The 16,301-nt window shown below is 63.0% G+C and carries 13 protein-coding genes and 1 tRNA gene; all 14 read right to left on the bottom strand.

Annotated features, from left to right (window positions below):
• Positions 1-437, bottom strand: a 437-nt coding sequence (locus D575_RS0100100) for a GTP-binding protein (RefSeq protein ID WP_018143876.1), incomplete at its 3' end; no start/stop codon positions are given.
• 45 nt (positions 438-482) lie between these two features.
• Positions 483-2,579 (bottom strand): elongation factor G, encoded by a 2,097-nt coding sequence (gene fusA, locus D575_RS0100095; protein WP_018143875.1) that lies wholly within the window; start codon positions 2,577-2,579, stop codon positions 483-485.
• Positions 2,580-2,601: 22 nt separating this feature from the next.
• Positions 2,602-3,069, bottom strand: coding sequence for a 30S ribosomal protein S7 (gene rpsG, locus D575_RS0100090; protein ID WP_018143874.1), 468 nt, complete (start codon positions 3,067-3,069; stop codon positions 2,602-2,604).
• 33 nt (positions 3,070-3,102) lie between these two features.
• The gene (gene rpsL, locus D575_RS0100085) at positions 3,103-3,477 is read right to left on the bottom strand and encodes a 30S ribosomal protein S12 (protein WP_018143873.1); all 375 of its coding nucleotides are present in this window, start codon (positions 3,475-3,477) and stop codon (positions 3,103-3,105) included.
• Positions 3,478-3,585: 108 nt separating this feature from the next.
• Entirely contained in the window at positions 3,586-7,806 is a 4,221-nt protein-coding gene (gene rpoC, locus D575_RS0100080) for a DNA-directed RNA polymerase subunit beta' (RefSeq protein WP_018143872.1), read from the bottom strand.
• Between the two features lie 71 nt (positions 7,807-7,877).
• Positions 7,878-11,957, bottom strand: a complete 4,080-nt coding sequence (gene rpoB / locus D575_RS0100075) for a DNA-directed RNA polymerase subunit beta (RefSeq protein WP_018143871.1) — start codon at positions 11,955-11,957, stop codon at positions 7,878-7,880.
• A 131-nt stretch (positions 11,958-12,088) separates the two neighbouring features.
• Positions 12,089-12,466: a 50S ribosomal protein L7/L12 gene (rplL, locus tag D575_RS0100070; protein ID WP_018143870.1), complete on the bottom strand. Its 378-nt coding sequence runs from the start codon at positions 12,464-12,466 to the stop codon at positions 12,089-12,091.
• Positions 12,467-12,537: 71 nt separating this feature from the next.
• Positions 12,538-13,059: a 50S ribosomal protein L10 gene (gene rplJ / locus D575_RS0100065; protein ID WP_018143869.1), complete on the bottom strand. Its 522-nt coding sequence runs from the start codon at positions 13,057-13,059 to the stop codon at positions 12,538-12,540.
• Positions 13,060-13,273: 214 nt separating this feature from the next.
• Positions 13,274-13,969, bottom strand: coding sequence for a 50S ribosomal protein L1 (gene rplA, locus D575_RS0100060; protein ID WP_018143868.1), 696 nt, complete (start codon positions 13,967-13,969; stop codon positions 13,274-13,276).
• A gap of 1 nt (position 13,970) precedes the next feature.
• On the bottom strand, positions 13,971-14,402 hold the full coding sequence (gene rplK / locus D575_RS0100055; protein ID WP_018143867.1) for a 50S ribosomal protein L11: 432 nt from the start codon (positions 14,400-14,402) through the stop codon (positions 13,971-13,973).
• A 65-nt stretch (positions 14,403-14,467) separates the two neighbouring features.
• A complete protein-coding gene (gene nusG / locus D575_RS0100050) occupies positions 14,468-15,001 on the bottom strand; it encodes a transcription termination/antitermination protein NusG (RefSeq protein WP_017940468.1) in 534 nt (177 codons plus the stop codon).
• A gap of 17 nt (positions 15,002-15,018) precedes the next feature.
• Complete coding sequence (gene secE / locus D575_RS0100045; RefSeq protein WP_018143866.1) at positions 15,019-15,384, bottom strand: preprotein translocase subunit SecE; 366 nt, start codon at positions 15,382-15,384, stop codon at positions 15,019-15,021.
• Between the two features lie 37 nt (positions 15,385-15,421).
• Positions 15,422-15,497 (bottom strand) — tRNA-Trp (locus D575_RS0100040).
• Positions 15,498-15,583: 86 nt separating this feature from the next.
• Positions 15,584-16,301 (bottom strand): EF-Tu/IF-2/RF-3 family GTPase (locus tag D575_RS0100035; RefSeq protein ID WP_018143865.1); only part of this gene is annotated, 718 nt, incomplete at its 5' end.

Raw genomic sequence — 16,301 nt, 5'->3', positions numbered from 1 at the left:
AGCTCCGGATCATCGACCATGTCGGCCTTGTTCAGGAACACCACGATGTACGGAACACCGACCTGACGCGCCAGCAGGATGTGCTCGCGGGTCTGCGGCATCGGGCCATCGGCCGCCGACACCACCAGGATCGCGCCATCCATCTGCGCCGCACCCGTGATCATGTTCTTCACGTAGTCCGCGTGACCGGGGCAATCAACGTGCGCATAGTGACGAAGGTCGGATTCGTACTCGACGTGCGCGGTCGCAATCGTAATACCGCGGGCCTTCTCTTCCGGCGCGTTGTCGATCTGGTCAAATGCACGGGCTTCACTCCCGTACTTCTTACCCAGCACCGCCGTCATCGCCGCCGTCAGCGTCGTTTTCCCATGGTCCACATGACCAATCGTACCCACATTCACATGCGGCTTCTTACGCTCGAACTTTTCCTTGGACACAGCTCAAACCTCTTTACAGTTCTTTCAAATAACGCGAATTCGGGATCAGGACGCTTTGGCGGCTACCGCCTCGGCGATCTGCGCGGGGGCCTCGGCGTACTTCTCGAATTCCATCGAGTAGGTCGCGCGACCCTGACTCATCGAGCGCAACTGGGTCGAGTAGCCGAACATCTCGGACAGGGGAACCTCGGCCCGCAGCAGCTTCTGCCCGGCGACGTCTTCCATGCCCTTCACCAGGCCACGACGGCGATTGAGGTCGCCCATCACGTCGCCCATGTACTCTTCGGGTGTCTCCACCTCGACCTTCATCATCGGCTCAAGAAGCACGGCGCCGGCCTTCAGCGCGCCTTCCTTGAACGCCATGGAGCCCGCAACCTTGAACGCCATCTCGTTGGAGTCAACGTCATGGTAGGAGCCGTCGAACAGCGTGACCTTCACGTCCTCGACCGGATAGCCGGCGAGCACACCATTGGACATCTGCTCGGCCACACCCTTGTTGACCGCCGGGATGTAGTCCTTGGGCACCACACCGCCCACGATGGCGTTCTCGAACTGGTACCCGCTACCGGGTTCCAGCGGTTCGAGGCGCAGCCACACGTGGCCATACTGGCCGCGACCGCCCGACTGCCGCACAAACTTGCCTTCCTGCTCGACCGTCTTGCGAATGGTCTCGCGGTAGGCCACCTGGGGCTGACCGACGTTCGCCTCGACCTTGAACTCGCGCTTCATGCGGTCCACCAGCACCTCGAGATGGAGCTCGCCCATACCCGAGATGATGGTCTGACCGGACTCTTCATCGGTATGCACCTTGAAGGACGGATCTTCCTGCGCCAGTTTGTTCAGCGCGATGCCCATCTTTTCCTGGTCGGTCTTGGTCTTCGGTTCGACCGCGATGGAGATCACCGGCTCCGGGAACTCCATGCGCTCGAGCTCGACCGGGTCATTCGGATCGCACAGCGTCGTACCGGTATACAGATCCTTCAGGCCCACTACCGCGCCGATGTCGCCTGCACGCAGCTCCTTGATTTCCTCGCGGGAGTTGGAGTGCATCTGCAGAATACGACCAATCCGCTCGCGGCGGTTGTTTTGCGTATTCAGCACCGAGTCCCCAGCCGCCAGCACGCCCGAATAAACGCGGACGAAGGTCAGGGATCCCACATAGGGGTCGGTCATGATCTTGAACGCCAAAGCCGCGAATGGCTCGTCGTCCGACGCGTGCTTGGCCACCGGCTCTTCGGTGCCCGCCTTCACGCCCTTGATCGCCTTGACCTCCTCCGGAGAGGGCAGGTACTCGACCACCGCGTCCAGCATTGCCTGGACGCCCTTGTTCTTGAACGCGGAACCGCACAGCATCGGGACAATCTCGAGCGCGAGCGTCCGCTGGCGCAGGGCCGACTTGACTTCTGCCTCGCTGAGATCGCCCTCGTTGAGGTACTTGTCCATCAGCTCTTCGTTCGCCTCGGCGGCGGCCTCGAGCATATTCTCGCGCCACTTGTCGGCTTCGGCCTTCAGGTCATCGGGGATGTCCTTGTACTCGAAGCTGATACCGAAGTTCTCTTCGTCCCAGTAGATCGCCTGCATCTTGACCAGGTCGATCACACCCTTGAACTGGTCCTCGGCGCCAATCGGCAGCTGGATCGGCACCGGGTTGGCCTGCAGCCGCTCCTTCATCTGCTCGTAGACACGCAGAAAGTCGGCGCCGGCGCGGTCCATCTTGTTGACGAACGCGAGACGCGGCACGGCGTACTTGGTTGCCTGACGCCAGACCGTCTCGGATTGCGGCTGCACACCGCCCACGGCGCAATACACCATGACCGCGCCGTCGAGCACGCGCATGGAACGTTCCACCTCGATGGTGAAGTCCACGTGCCCGGGAGTATCGATGATGTTCACTCGATGCTCGTCGAACTGCTTGGCCATGCCGGACCAGAAGCTGGTGGTCGCCGCGGAGGTAATGGTGATCCCGCGCTCCTGCTCCTGCTCCATCCAGTCCATCGTGGCGGCGCCGTCATGCACCTCGCCGATCTTGTGCGACAGGCCGGTATAGAACAGGATGCGCTCGGTCGTCGTCGTCTTGCCGGCGTCGATGTGCGCGCTGATCCCGATATTCCGGTAGCGCTTCAGTGGTGTCTTGCGTGCCACGGTGAGCCTCTCTAAATCTGGTTTACCAGCGGAAGTGAGCGAACGCCTTGTTCGCTTCCGCCATGCGGTGAGTGTCTTCGCGCTTCTTGACGGCCGAACCCTTGCTGTCCGAGGCGTCCATCAGTTCGCCAGCCAGCTTCAGGGCCATGGTGCGCTCGCCCCGCTTGCGGGCGGCCTCGACCACCCAGCGCATGGCCAGCGCATCTTGACGCACCGAGCGCACTTCCACCGGAACCTGGTAGGTCGCACCACCAACGCGGCGGGACTTCACCTCGACACGCGGGCGAATGTTGTCCAGGGCGCGTTCCAGCGCACCCATCCCGTCGCCCTGCTTGGACTCGATCTGGTCCAGGGCGCCATACACGACCTGTTCGGCGACGGACTTCTTGCCGTCACGCATCACCGTATTGATGAACTTGGCCAGGCGCTCGCTTCCGAACTTCGGGTCGGGGAGGATGTGACGCTTGGGGGCTGCTGCTCTTCTAGACATGTTTCAGTTCCCGGACTGGATCATGGATCACGGTTAGGATTTGGGACGCTTGGTGCCGTACTTGGACCGGCCCTGCATGCGCTTCTGCACACCCTGGGTGTCCAGGCTGCCGCGTACCGTGTGGTAACGCACACCCGGGAGGTCCTTAACACGGCCGCCACGAATCAGGACCACCGAGTGCTCCTGCAGGTTGTGGCCTTCCCCACCGATGTAGCTACTCACTTCGTAGCCGTTGGTCAGCCGCACGCGCGCAACCTTGCGCAGCGCGGAGTTCGGCTTCTTCGGGGTGGTCGTGTAGACACGGGTGCAGACCCCGCGCTTCTGCGGGGAACCCTGCAGCGCCGGCACGTCGCTCTTTTCGACGGGGCGCTTGCGGGGCTTGCGTACCAACTGGTTGATCGTGGCCATGAAACCCTTTCTCCTAGCCTAAAAATAACGACAGGCCGGCGCCGAGACCGGACTGTCGAGGGAGCGGAAGTCTAATCGCCGCCCCCGTGAGTGTCAAGGTGGGACGGGTCACTCGGACCCGTCTTCCGTGGTGCCCGGATCGGTCGTGGCCGGTTCGGAGTCGGCGATCACCGCCGGCGCCTCCGCGACCGCCTCGAACTCGGGCATTTCCAGTGCGCGCTTGCGGCGACGCTCCTTGTGATAGGCGAGGCCCGTCCCCGCGGGGATCAGGCGTCCGACAATCACGTTTTCCTTCAGGCCGCGCAGATCATCACGCGCACCGCGGGTCGAGGCCTCGGTGAGCACACGGGTGGTCTCCTGGAAGGAGGCCGCAGAGATGAACGACTCGGTCACCAGCGACGCCTTGGTGATACCCAGGAGCACGCGCTCGTAGGTTGCCGGCTGCTTGTCGGCACCCAGCTGCTCGTTCTCCTCCAGCACCCGAATGCGATCCACCTGGTCCCCGGCGAGGAACTTGGTGTCGCCGGCGTCCTCGATGTTCACCTTGCGCATCATCTGGCGGACGATCACCTCGATGTGCTTGTCGTTGATCTTCACACCCTGGAGACGGTAAACGTCCTGGATCTCCTGGACCTGGTACTCGGCCAGGGTGGTGACACCGCGCAGACGGATGATGTCATGCGGATCCAGTTCACCGTCCACCACGACCTCGCCACGCTCGACGCGCTCGCCTTCGAACACGTTCACGGTACGCAGCTTGGGAATCATCATCTCGACCGGGTCACCCTTGTCCGGGGTGATCACGAGACGCTGCTTGCCCTTGGTCTCCTTGCCGAAGGACACGGTGCCCGAGATCTCGGCCAGCACCGCCGGCTCCTTGGGACGCCGCGCCTCGAACAAGTCGGCCACACGCGGCAGACCCCCGGTGATGTCACGCGTCTTGGAGGATTCCTGCGGCAGACGGGCAATGACGTCACCCACCTCGACCCGGGCGTTGTCCTCCAGGTTGAAGATCGCATTGGCCGGCAGCATGTACTGCGCGGGCATGTCGGTCCCCGGGATGTACACCTCGTTGCCGTCGTCGTCCAGCAGCTTGACCGTCGGGCGCAGATCCTTGCCCGCCGTAGAGCGGCTCTTCGGATCCAGGACCACATTGGACGACAGGCCGGTGAACTCATCGGTCTCCTTGGTGACCGTCACGTTCTCCACGAAGTCCGCGAGGCGCAGGTTACCGGCCACCTCGGTGACGATCGGATGCGTATGCGGATCCCAGCTCGCGACTTCCTGCCCGGCTTCGACGGCATCGCTGTCGTGGACCGTGATAAGCGCGCCATAGGGAATCTTGTAGCGCTCCCGTTCGCGACCCTGATCGTCGATCACCCCCAGCTCGCCGGAGCGCGAGACCGCGACCAGGTTGCCGGCCTTGTTGGTGACCGTCTTCAGGTTATGCAGACGGACAGAACCGGAGCTCTTCACCTGGATCGCACTGACCGTCACGGCACGGCTCGCGGCCCCGCCGATATGGAAGGTACGCATCGTCAGCTGGGTACCCGGCTCGCCGATCGACTGCGCGGCGATGACGCCCACGGCCTCGCCGGCGTTGACCTCGTGGCCACGCGCCAGGTCACGCCCATAGCACTTGGCACAAATGCCCTGGCGGGTCTCGCAGGTAATCGCGGAACGCACCAGCACTTCGTCGACCGATGCGGCATCCAGGGAGTCCACCATGGCCTCATCCAGCAGCGTGCCGGCCGGGATCAATACCTCATCGGTACCCGGGCGCAGCACATCGACCGCAGTGGTCCGCCCGAGCACGCGGTCGCGCAATGGCTCGACCACGTCGCCACCTTCGATGATCGGCTTCATCTGCAGCCCCTGCTGGGTCCCGCAATCCGGTTGGGTCACCACCACGTCTTGCGAGACATCCACCAGGCGGCGGGTCAGGTAGCCCGAGTTCGCGGTCTTGAGCGCGGTATCGGCCAGCCCCTTACGCGCGCCGTGGGTCGAGATGAAGTACTGCAAGACGTTGAGACCTTCGCGGAAGTTCGCGGTGATCGGCGTCTCGATGATCGAGCCGTCCGGCTTGGCCATCAGGCCACGCATGCCGGCCAGCTGACGGATCTGCGCGGCGGAGCCACGCGCACCGGAGTCGGCCATCATGAAGATCGAGTTGAACGAGTTCTGCTCGACCGTCTCGCCGTCCTTGTTGACGACCTTCTCCTTGCCGAGCCGCTCCATCATGGCCTTGGCGACCTGGTCATTACAGTGAGACCAGATGTCCACGACCTTGTTGTAACGCTCGCCCTTGGTCACGAGACCCGAGGCGTACTGGTTCTCGATCTCCTTAACCTGTTCTTCGGCGCCCTGCAGAATCGGCTGCTTCTCGTCCGGGATCACCATGTCGTCGGCGCAGAAGGAGACGCCGGCACGGGTGGAGTAGTAGAAGCCCGCGTACATCAGCTGGTCCGCGAACACCACCGTATCCTTCAGACCCAGGCGGCGATAGCACTGGTTGATCAGGCCGGAGATCGCCTTCTTGTTTAGCTCGCGGTCGATCAGCTCGAACGGCAGACCCTTGGGCATGATGCGCGACAGGATCGCTCGACCCACGGTGGTCTCCAGGCGCAGGTACGGCAGGCTCTCGCCCTCGCCCACCTCGGCCATGGTGTCCGCAATCCGCACGGTAATACGTGCGTGCAGGTCGACCTGCTTGTGCTCGTAGGCGCGGTGGACTTCATCCACGTCGGCGAACGTCATGCCTTCGCCTTTCGCGTTCACCTTCTCGCGCGACAGGTAGTAGAGCCCCAGGACAATATCCTGCGACGGCACGATGATCGGCTCGCCGTTGGCCGGGGACAGCACATTGTTGGAGGACAGCATCAGCGTGCGCGCCTCCAGCTGGGCCTCCAGCGACAGCGGCACATGCACGGCCATCTGGTCACCGTCGAAGTCCGCGTTGAACGCGGCGCAGACCAGCGGGTGCAGCTGGATCGCCTTGCCCTCGATCAGCACCGGCTCGAACGCCTGGATCCCCAGGCGGTGCAGGGTCGGCGCGCGGTTCAGCATGACCGGGTGCTCGCGGATCACCTCTTCCAGGATATCCCAGACCTCGGGACCTTCCTTTTCCACCGCCTTCTTGGCGGCCTTGATGGTGGTCGCGAGACCACGGCGCTGCAGCTTGCCGAAGATGAACGGCTTGAACAGCTCCAGCGCCATGCGCTTGGGCAGACCGCACTGGTGCAGGCGCAGGGTCGGGCCCACCACGATCACCGAGCGACCGGAGTAGTCAACACGCTTGCCCAGCAGGTTCTGGCGGAAGCGGCCCTGCTTGCCCTTGATCATGTCAGCCAGGGACTTCAGCGGGCGCTTGTTGGTACCGGTGATGGCACGGCCGCGACGGCCGTTGTCCAGCAGCGCGTCCACGGACTCCTGCAGCATGCGCTTTTCGTTGCGCACGATGATGTCCGGGGCATTCAGCTCCAGCAAGCGACGCAGACGGTTGTTGCGGTTGATCACCCGGCGGTACAGATCATTGAGGTCGGAGGTCGCAAACCGGCCGCCATCCAGCGGCACCAGCGGACGCAGGTCCGGCGGCAGTACCGGCAGCACCTTCATGATCATCCACTCCGGCTTGTTGCCGGAATCGAGGAAGGCCTCGACCAGCTTGAGCCGCTTGCCGAAGCGCTTGATCTTGGTCTCGGAACCGGTCTCGCTCAGGTCCTGGCGCAGCTTCGTCGCCTCGGCGGGCAGATCCATTTCCTTCAACAGACTCAGCACGGCCTCCGCGCCCATCAGCGCGGTGAAGTCGTCACCGTGCTCTTCCATCGCCTCGAGGTATTCCTCGTCGGTCAGGAGCTGGCGCTTCTCCAGCGTGGTGAAGCCCGGATCGGTGACGATGAAGGACTCGAAGTACAGGACCTTCTCGATGTCCTTCAGGGTCATGTCGAGCAGCAGGCCAATACGGGACGGCAAGCTCTTCAGGTACCAGATGTGGGCAACCGGCGAGGCCAGATCGATATGGCCCATGCGCTCGCGCCGTACCTTGGTCTGGGTCACTTCGACGCCGCACTTCTCGCACACCACGCCACGGTGCTTCAGGCGCTTGTACTTGCCGCACAGGCACTCGTAGTCCTTCACCGGCCCGAAGATCTTCGCGCAGAACAGGCCATCACGCTCCGGCTTGAACGTCCGGTAATTGATGGTTTCCGGCTTCTTCACCTCGCCAAAGGACCAGGAACGGATCTGGTCCGGGGACGCAAGACCGATGCGGATCGCATCGAACTCTTCCGGCTGGGTCTGTTGCTTGAACAGATTCAGGAGGTCTTTCATTCGCTTGCCTCACAAACTTGGTTTCGAGGGGCGCACTGCGCCCCATCGGATCACAATCGGATCGGAGAAGATCAGTCCTGCTCGAGCTCGATATTGATGCCGAGCGCCTTGATCTCCTTCATGAGCACGTTGAACGACTCGGGGACGTTGGCCTCCATGTGGTGCTCACCGTCAACGATGTTCTTGTACATCTTGTTGCGGCCCTGCACGTCGTCCGCCTTCACCGTCAGCATTTCCTGCAAGGTGTAGGCGGCGCCGTAGGCCTCCAGTGCCCAGACCTCCATTTCGCCGAAGCGCTGACCACCGAACTGCGCCTTGCCGCCCAGCGGCTGCTGGGTGACCAGCGAATACGGGCCGGTGGAACGTGCATGCATCTTGTCGTCGACCAGATGGTTCAGCTTCAGCATGTGCATGTAGCCCACGGTGACCGGGCGGTCGAAGCCGTCCCCGGTACGCCCGTCGTACAACTGGGCCTGCCCCGTTTCCGGCAGGTCCGCCAGACGCAGCATCTCCTTGATCTCGGCCTCTTCGGCGCCGTCGAACACCGGCGTCGCCATCGGCACGCCACCGCGCAGGTTGCGGCACAGGGTGATGATCTCGGGGTCCGACATGGAGTCGAGGTCCACCTTGCGTTCGCGGTTGTTGTAGATCTTGTCGAGGAACTCGCGCAGCTTGGCGATCTCGGCTTGTGCCTCGAGCATGCGGTTGATCTTGTGGCCGAGACCTCGGGCCGCCCAACCCAGGTGCACCTCCAGCACCTGGCCGACGTTCATGCGCGAGGGCACGCCCAACGGGTTCAGCACCACGTCGACCGGGGTACCGTCCTCGAGGAACGGCATGTCCTCTTCCGGCACGATCATCGAGATCACGCCCTTGTTCCCGTGGCGACCGGCCATCTTGTCGCCCGGCTGCAGGCGGCGCTTCACGGCCACGTAGACCTTGACCATCTTCTGCACGCCTGGCGGCAGGTCGTCGCCCGCGGCCAGCTTGGCCTTCTGGTGCTCGAACTTCTTCTCGAACGCCTCGTGCTGATCCTTGATCTGGCGACCCAGGTCTTCCAGCTGGCTGTTGACCGCATCGTCCTGCAGGCGGACCTCGAACCACTTGTCGCGGGACAGCCCCTGCAAATACTTCTTGGTCACCTTGGAGCCATCACCCAGCCCATCCGGGCCACCGGCGGCGGTCTTGTTGACCAGCAGCCGCTCGACGCGGGCGTAGATGTCATCCTCGTAGATGCGCAGCTGGTCCTTCAGGTCCTTCTGCACAGCGGCGAGATCGTCGGCCTCGATCGACCGGGCGCGGGCGTCTTTCTCCACACCGTCGCGGGTGAAAACACGCACGTCGATCACCGTCCCCTCGATGCCGGACGGCACACGCAGGGAGGTGTCCTTCACGTCCGACGCCTTCTCGCCAAAGATCGCCCTCAGGAGCTTCTCTTCCGGCGTTAGCTGGGTCTCGCCCTTCGGCGTGACCTTGCCGACCAGGATGTCGCCCGGGTTCACCTCGGCCCCGACGTAGACCACGCCGGATTCGTCCAGCTTGTTCAGCAACGACTCGGAGACGTTCGGGATGTCCGCGGTGATCTCTTCCTGGCCCAGCTTGGTGTCACGAGCGACACAGTTGAGCTCCTCGATGTGGATCGTGGTGTAACGATCCTCCTGCACCACGCGCTCCGAGATCAGAATCGAGTCCTCGAAGTTGTAGCCATTCCAGGGCATGAACGCGACCATCATGTTCTGCCCCAGCGCCAGCTCGCCCAGATCGGTGGACGAGCCATCGGCAATCGCGTCACCGCGGGCGATTTCGTCGCCCACCGCAACCAGGGGACGCTGGTTGATGGAGGTGTTCTGGTTGGAACGCGAGTACTTGGTGAGGTTGTAGATATCCACGCCCGGCTCGCCGGCGACGGTTTCGTCGTCGTTCACACGGACCACCACACGACCGGCGTCCACCGAGTCCACCGTGCCGCCGCGCTTGGCGACGATCGCGGAGCCGGAGTCAATGGCGACGGCGCGCTCGATACCGGTACCCACCAGCGGCTTGTCGGCCCGCAGGCACGGCACGGCCTGACGCTGCATGTTCGCGCCCATCAGCGCGCGGTTGGCATCGTCATGCTCCAGGAAGGGCAGCAACGCGGCGGCCACGGACACGATCTGCTTCGGCGAGACGTCCATGTACTGGATCTTGTCCGGAGACGAGATCGTGAACTCTTCCTGGTGACGGCAGGACACGAGGTCATCGCTCAGGCGACCTTCCTCGTCCATCGCCGCGTTCGCCTGGGCGATCACGTACTGGCTCTCTTCGATCGCGGAGAGGTAGACGATCTCCTCGGTCACTTTGCCCTCTTCGACCTTGCGATACGGCGTCTCCAGGAAGCCGTAGCGGTTGGTGCGGGCATACACGGCCAGCGAGTTGATCAGACCGATGTTCGGGCCTTCCGGAGTCTCGATCGGGCACACGCGACCGTAATGCGTCGGGTGCACGTCGCGCACTTCGAAGCCGGCACGTTCGCGGGTAAGCCCGCCCGGGCCCAGGGCCGAGATACGCCGTTTGTGCGTAACCTCGGACAGCGGGTTGTTCTGGTCCATGAACTGGGACAGCTGGCTGGACCCGAAGAATTCCTTGACCGCGGCGGCCACCGGCTTGGCGTTGATCAGCTCCTGCGGCATCAGGCCTTCGCTCTCGGCGACGGTGAGACGCTCCTTGACCGCGCGTTCGACACGCACCAGGCCCAGGCGGAACTGGTTTTCCGCCATCTCGCCCACGCTGCGGATGCGGCGGTTGCCCAGATGGTCGATGTCATCGGTACGGCCGTTGCCGTTACGCAGGTCGATCAGCACCTTCAGGACATCCAGGATGTCCGTCGGCGACAGGACGCCCTCGCCCTCGTCGGTGTCACGCCCCACGCGGCGGTTGAATTTCATCCGGCCCACAGCGGACAGGTCGTAGCGATCTTCCGAGAAGAACAGGTTGGAGAACAGGTTCTCCGCAGCGTCCTTGGTCGGCGGCTCGCCCGGGCGCATCACGCGGTAGATCTCGACCTGGGCCTCCAGCTGGCTCTTGGTCGGGTCCAGACGCAGCGTATCCGACATGTACGGACCGTGGTCGTAGTCGTTGGTGTAGATGGTCTCCAGCGAGTTCACGCCCTCGGCGCGCAGCTTGTCGAGCATCTCCTGGGTCAAGGCGTCATTGGCATTGGCGATCAGTTCCCCGGTGGACTCATCCACCACGCCCTTGGCCAGCACCCGACCCAGCAGGTATTCGTCCGGCACCCGCAGGGTGTTGATGCCGGCCTTCTCGATCTCCCGGATATGGCGCGGCGTAATACGCCGACCGGCCTCGACAATGACGGTTTCGCCATCGGTAATGTCGATCACGGCAGTCTCGCCGCGCATGCGCTCGGGGATCAGGTCCAGCTCGCCGCCGTCATCGTCGAGGGTGAGCTGATTGAATTCGAAAAAGGTGGTGAGGATCTCTTCGGTATCCATACCCAGTGCGCGCAGCAGGATCGACGCCGGCAGCTTGCGGCGACGGTCGATGCGCACGAAGACCCCGTCCTTGGCGTCGAACTCGAAATCGAGCCAGGAGCCGCGGTACGGAATAATGCGGGCGTTATAAAGCAGTTTCTGTGCACTGCCCTGGGTCTTGCCCTTGTCGCTGTCGAAGAACACGCCCGGCGAGCGGTGCAACTGCGACACGATTACGCGTTCGGTACCGTTGATGACAAAGGTGCCGTTCTCGGTCATGAGCGGCATTTCGCCCATATAGACTTCCTGCTCCTTGACCTCCTTGACCACGGTGGAACCCGCCGGGGCTTCCTTGTCGTGGATCACCAGGCGCAAGAGGACACGCAGCGGGGCCGCATAGGTCACGCCACGGATCTGGCATTCCTTCACGTCGAACATCGGTTCGCCCAGGCGATAGCTCACGTACTCGAGCTGGACATGACCGGAATAACTGACGATGGGGAAAACCGACTGAAACGCCGCATGCAGGCCCATCGGATCCCGCCCGTCGGACGCTCGGTCCGCCTGCAGGAAATCCCGATAGGAGGTCAGCTGGGTTTCCAGCAGGTACGGAACTTCGAGGATCTGGGGACGCTTCCCGAAGTCCTTGCGGATACGTTTCTTTTCGGTATAACTGAGGGCCATGGCTTACCTCGGAGGCTAGCTGAACAACGCGCGACAAAACACGCGCCACCACGGGCTGAGGCTGGCGACCAAACGGCCGCCAGCCTCAGGGCTTCGTGATGTACACGAAAACAACAGGCGCAAGCGCCTTCTTACTTCAGTTCGACGGTGGCGCCCGCGCCTTCCAGCTCCGCCTTCATCTTCTCGGCCTCGTCCTTCGGAGCGCCTTCCTTCACGGTCGCCGGCACGCCTTCGACCATTTCCTTGGCTTCCTTCAGACCCAGACCGGTCAGGCCGCGGACGACCTTGATGACGCCGACCTTGTTCTCGCCGAAGCTCGACATCACGACGTCGAACTCGTCCTTGACTTCAGCGGCAGCGGCTTCGCCACCAGCGGCAGCCGGGGCGGCCGCAACAGCGGCAGCGGCGGACACGCCGAACTTCTCTTCCATCTCGCTGATCAGGTCCACAATCTCCAGGACCGTCATGTTGCCGATGGCTTCCAGGATATCTTCTTTCGAAACGGCCATTTCTTAATCTCCTAACGGGTCGAGCCCGAATTCATTCAGTACATGCTGCAGAAGCAGGCTTGAAGGGTTCTTCAGGCTGCCTGCTTCTGATCACGGATTGCTGCAACGGTACGCACAAGCTTGCCCGGGACTTCGTTCACCGTACGGGCGAACTTGTCGAGCGGTGCCTTCATCGTGGCGAGCAGCTGCGAGAGCGCCTCGTCACGGGTCGGCAGGCTCGCGAGGCGATCGAGATCGTTCGCCCCCATGAGCTGCCCACCAAAGGACACCAGCCGGACCTTCAGCTGATCGTTTTCCTTGGCGAAGTTCTTCACCAGGCGTGCCGCGGAGCCAGGCTCCTCTTCACTGAAGGCAAGGATCAGCGGACCCTGCAGCTCGGGCTGCATGCACGCGAAATCCGTACCCTCAATGGCACGCTTGGCGAGGTTGTTCTTCACCACCCGCAGATAGACCCCGGTAGTGCGGGCCTGCCGACGAAGGTCGGTCATCTGCGCGACCGAGAGACCCCGGTACTCCGCGGCGACCGCGGAATGCGCCGAGGCAGCAACCGTAGCCAGCTCCGAGACAATCGCCTTCTTGTCGTCGAGATTCAAAGCCACGTTGACTCTCCTCTAGTAAGACCACCCGGAGGTGATCGTGAAACCGGGCGAACCCGGCACTTCGGTGCTCCCGTCGCAGGTACTTCCTGAATCGGGTGACACCATCTGCGCAGGCTGGAGTATTAAGCCGGGCCCTGGAGCTCGGCGCCTGCGGTCTTGGATGGCGTGCCGCTTGCGCGACAGCCGACCAAAAACCGTATTTTCTTGCTTAGAGCTCCAACGAGCCCTGATCGACCTTGACGCCCGGACCCATGGTGGTGGAGACGACCACGCCCTTGACGTACTGCCCCTTGGAGGTCGCCGGCTTCATCTTCAGCAGATCGGCCAGCAGGGCGTTCAGATTGTCGGTAAGCGAATTCGTGTCGAAATCGGCCGCGCCAATAGTGCAGTGGACGATGCCACCCTTGTCGGTGCGGTAGCGCACCTGACCACCCTTGGCATTGGTCACCGCGGTGGCCACATCCGGGGTCACGGTGCCGACCTTCGGGTTCGGCATCAAGCCGCGCGGGCCGAGGATCTGGCCGAGCTGGCCGACCACGCGCATCGCATCCGGGGAGGCGATCACCACGTCGAAGTCCATCTGGCCGGCCTTCACCTGCTCGGCGAGGTCGTCCATGCCGACGACATCGGCCCCGGCTTCCTTGGCGGCATCGGCGTTCGCACCCTGGGTGAACACGGCCACGCGCACAGTCTTGCCATTGCCATGCGGCAACACGGTGGAACCGCGCACCACCTGGTCGGATTTGCGCGGGTCCACACCGAGGTTCACGGCAACGTCCACGGACTCGCGGAACTTGGCCTTGGGCAGGTCACGCAGGAGATCAAAGGCTTCGGTGACCGGATACAGGTGACCCGCCTCAACCTTCTCGCGATAGGCCTGCATACGCTTGGAAAGCTTCGCCATGTCAGAGACCCTCCACTTCGAGGCCCATACTGCGGGCACTGCCGGCGATGGTACGCACGGCGGCATCGAGATCGGCCGCGGTCATATCCGGTTCCTTGGTCTTCGCAATTTCTTCCAGCTGGGCGCGCGTCACGGTGCCAACCTTGTTGGTGTTCGGCTGACCGGAACCGGACTGAATGCTGGCCGCCTTCTTCAGCAGGACCGCCGCCGGGGGCGTCTTGGTAATGAACGTGAAGCTGCGATCCGCGTACACGGTGATCACCACCGGAATCGGCAGACCGGGTTCCATCTCCTGGGTCTGGGCGTTGAACGCCTTGCAGAACTCCATGATGTTCACGCCGCGCTGACCCAGTGCCGGGCCCACGGGCGGGCTCGGGTTGGCCTTGCCAGCCGCCACCTGAAGCTTGATATACGCTTCGATTTTCTTTGCCATGAGGACTCCCTCGGGTGCGAACGCCTTGCGGCTCCCCGATTAACAGGTAATGACGCTTGCGCGTCTCAGGTTTTTTCGACTTGGTGGAACTCGAGTTCCACGGGCGTCGACCGCCCGAAAATCTGAACCGCCACCAGCAGACGACTCTTGTCGTAGTTGACTTCTTCGACCACGCCATTGAAATCGTTGAACGGGCCGTCGATGACGCGGACCATTTCGCCCACCTCGAACAGCACCTTCGGACGCGGCTTCTCCGCGCCTTCCTGCATGCGCTGCAGAATCGCGTCGGCTTCCTTGTCGCTGATCGGCGCCGGACGGTCCGCTGTGCCACCGATGAAGCCGAGCACGCGCGGCACGGCCTTGACGAGATGCCAGGCCTCGTCGTTGAGGTCCATCTGAACCAGAACATAGCCGGGGAAGAACTTGCGCTCACTCTTGCGCTTCTGGCCGTCCTTCATCTCGACGACCTCCTCGGTGGGCACCAGGATTTCGCCAAAGTGGTCCTGCATGCCGAAACGCTCGATGCGTTCCTCCAGGGACCGCTTCACCTGTGCCTCGAAACCCGAGAATGCCTGTACGACGTACCAGCGTAGTGCCATGGGGAAAATCCTGCTGCTTATCCGATGAACCGACTGATGCCCCAGCCCAGGAACATGTCCAGGAGCCAGAGCATGATCCCCACCAGGATCACGACGGCAATGACGATCAGCGTGGTCTGGGTCGTCTCTACGCGGGTGGGCCACACCATCTTGCGCACCTCGGTGCGCGCGTTGCCCATAAAGCCGGCGAGCTGGCTGCCCTTGGCGGTCGTCATCGCGATCCCGATGGCGACCCCCACGACGGCAAGCAGCCCGAGGACGCGAATCAGAGTGGATTCGTCCTGGAACCAATAGAAGCCCATGACGCCGGCAATCAGCAGCGCCACGGCCACCGCGAGCTTGGCGGTATCAAGCACGCCGGTCTGTTCCGATTGTTCACTCATGAATACGTATCACCCGGTGCTGCCGCCATCTCGAAGATGGCAGGCCAGGAGGGACTCGAACCCCCAACCTGCGGTTTTGGAGACCGCTGCTCTGCCAATTGAGCTACTGGCCTAGAAATCGAATCGACAAGAAACAAACGCGAGAGACGACGCACGGGGCGCCGCCTCTCGCGGTCAGTCTGTCAACTTGTCTACTGTATCACTCGATGATCTTGGAGACGACGCCGGCGCCCACAGTGCGGCCGCCTTCGCGGATCGCAAAGCGCAGACCGTCTTCCATCGCGATCGGATTGATCAGGGACACCGTCATCTTCACGTTGTCACCCGGCATCACCATCTCGGTGCCTTCCGGAAGCTCCACCGAGCCCGTCACGTCCGTCGTGCGGAAGTAGAACTGCGGACGGTACCCGTTGAAGAACGGCGTGTGACGACCGCCCTCTTCCTTGCCCAGGATGTACACCTCGGCCTCGAAGTGCGTGTGCGGGGTAATCGAACCCGGCTTGCACAGCACCTGACCACGCTGAACGTCGTCACGCTTGGTGCCGCGCAGCAGGATGCCGACGTTGTCGCCCGCTTCGCCCTGATCCAGCAGCTTGCGGAACATCTCGACACCGGTGACGGTGGTCTTCTGCGTGTCGCGAATGCCGACGATCTCGATCTCTTCGCCGACCTTCACCACGCCGCGCTCGATACGACCGGTCACCACGGTGCCGCGACCGGAGATCGAGAACACGTCTTCCACCGGCATCAGGTACGCGCCGTCCACGGCACGCTCCGGCTCCGGAATCCAGGTGTCCATCGCCTCGACCAGCTTGTAGATCGCCGGGGCGCCCACTTCGCTCTCGTCACCTTCCAGCGCCTTCAGCGCGGAACCGGTGATGACCGGGGTGTCGTCACCCGGGAAGTCGTACGAGGAC

This window comes from Thioalkalivibrio sp. AKL6 (genome assembly GCF_000376905.1).
GTDB classification, from domain to species: Bacteria; Pseudomonadota; Gammaproteobacteria; order Ectothiorhodospirales; family Ectothiorhodospiraceae; genus Thioalkalivibrio; species Thioalkalivibrio versutus.
The sequence above is the reverse complement of the archived record's forward strand: the minus strand, read 5'-3'. Positions and strand labels throughout refer to the sequence as shown.

Bases quoted from the DNA above. Each gene is read 5' to 3' on its own strand.
- rpoC (WP_018143872.1), bottom strand. From the start codon at position 7,806: ATGAAAGACCTCCTGAATCTGTTCAAGCAACAGACCCAGCCGGAAGAG.
- rpsG (WP_018143874.1), bottom strand. From the start codon at position 3,069: ATGTCTAGAAGAGCAGCAGCCCCCAAGCGTCACATCCTCCCCGACCCG.
- secE (WP_018143866.1), bottom strand. From the start codon at position 15,384: ATGAGTGAACAATCGGAACAGACCGGCGTGCTTGATACCGCCAAGCTC.
- rplA (WP_018143868.1), bottom strand. From the start codon at position 13,969: ATGGCGAAGCTTTCCAAGCGTATGCAGGCCTATCGCGAGAAGGTTGAG.
- nusG (WP_017940468.1), bottom strand. From the start codon at position 15,001: ATGGCACTACGCTGGTACGTCGTACAGGCATTCTCGGGTTTCGAGGCA.
- rplL (WP_018143870.1), bottom strand. From the start codon at position 12,466: ATGGCCGTTTCGAAAGAAGATATCCTGGAAGCCATCGGCAACATGACG.
- rplK (WP_018143867.1), bottom strand. From the start codon at position 14,402: ATGGCAAAGAAAATCGAAGCGTATATCAAGCTTCAGGTGGCGGCTGGC.
- rpsL (WP_018143873.1), bottom strand. From the start codon at position 3,477: ATGGCCACGATCAACCAGTTGGTACGCAAGCCCCGCAAGCGCCCCGTC.
- rpoB (WP_018143871.1), bottom strand. From the start codon at position 11,957: ATGGCCCTCAGTTATACCGAAAAGAAACGTATCCGCAAGGACTTCGGG.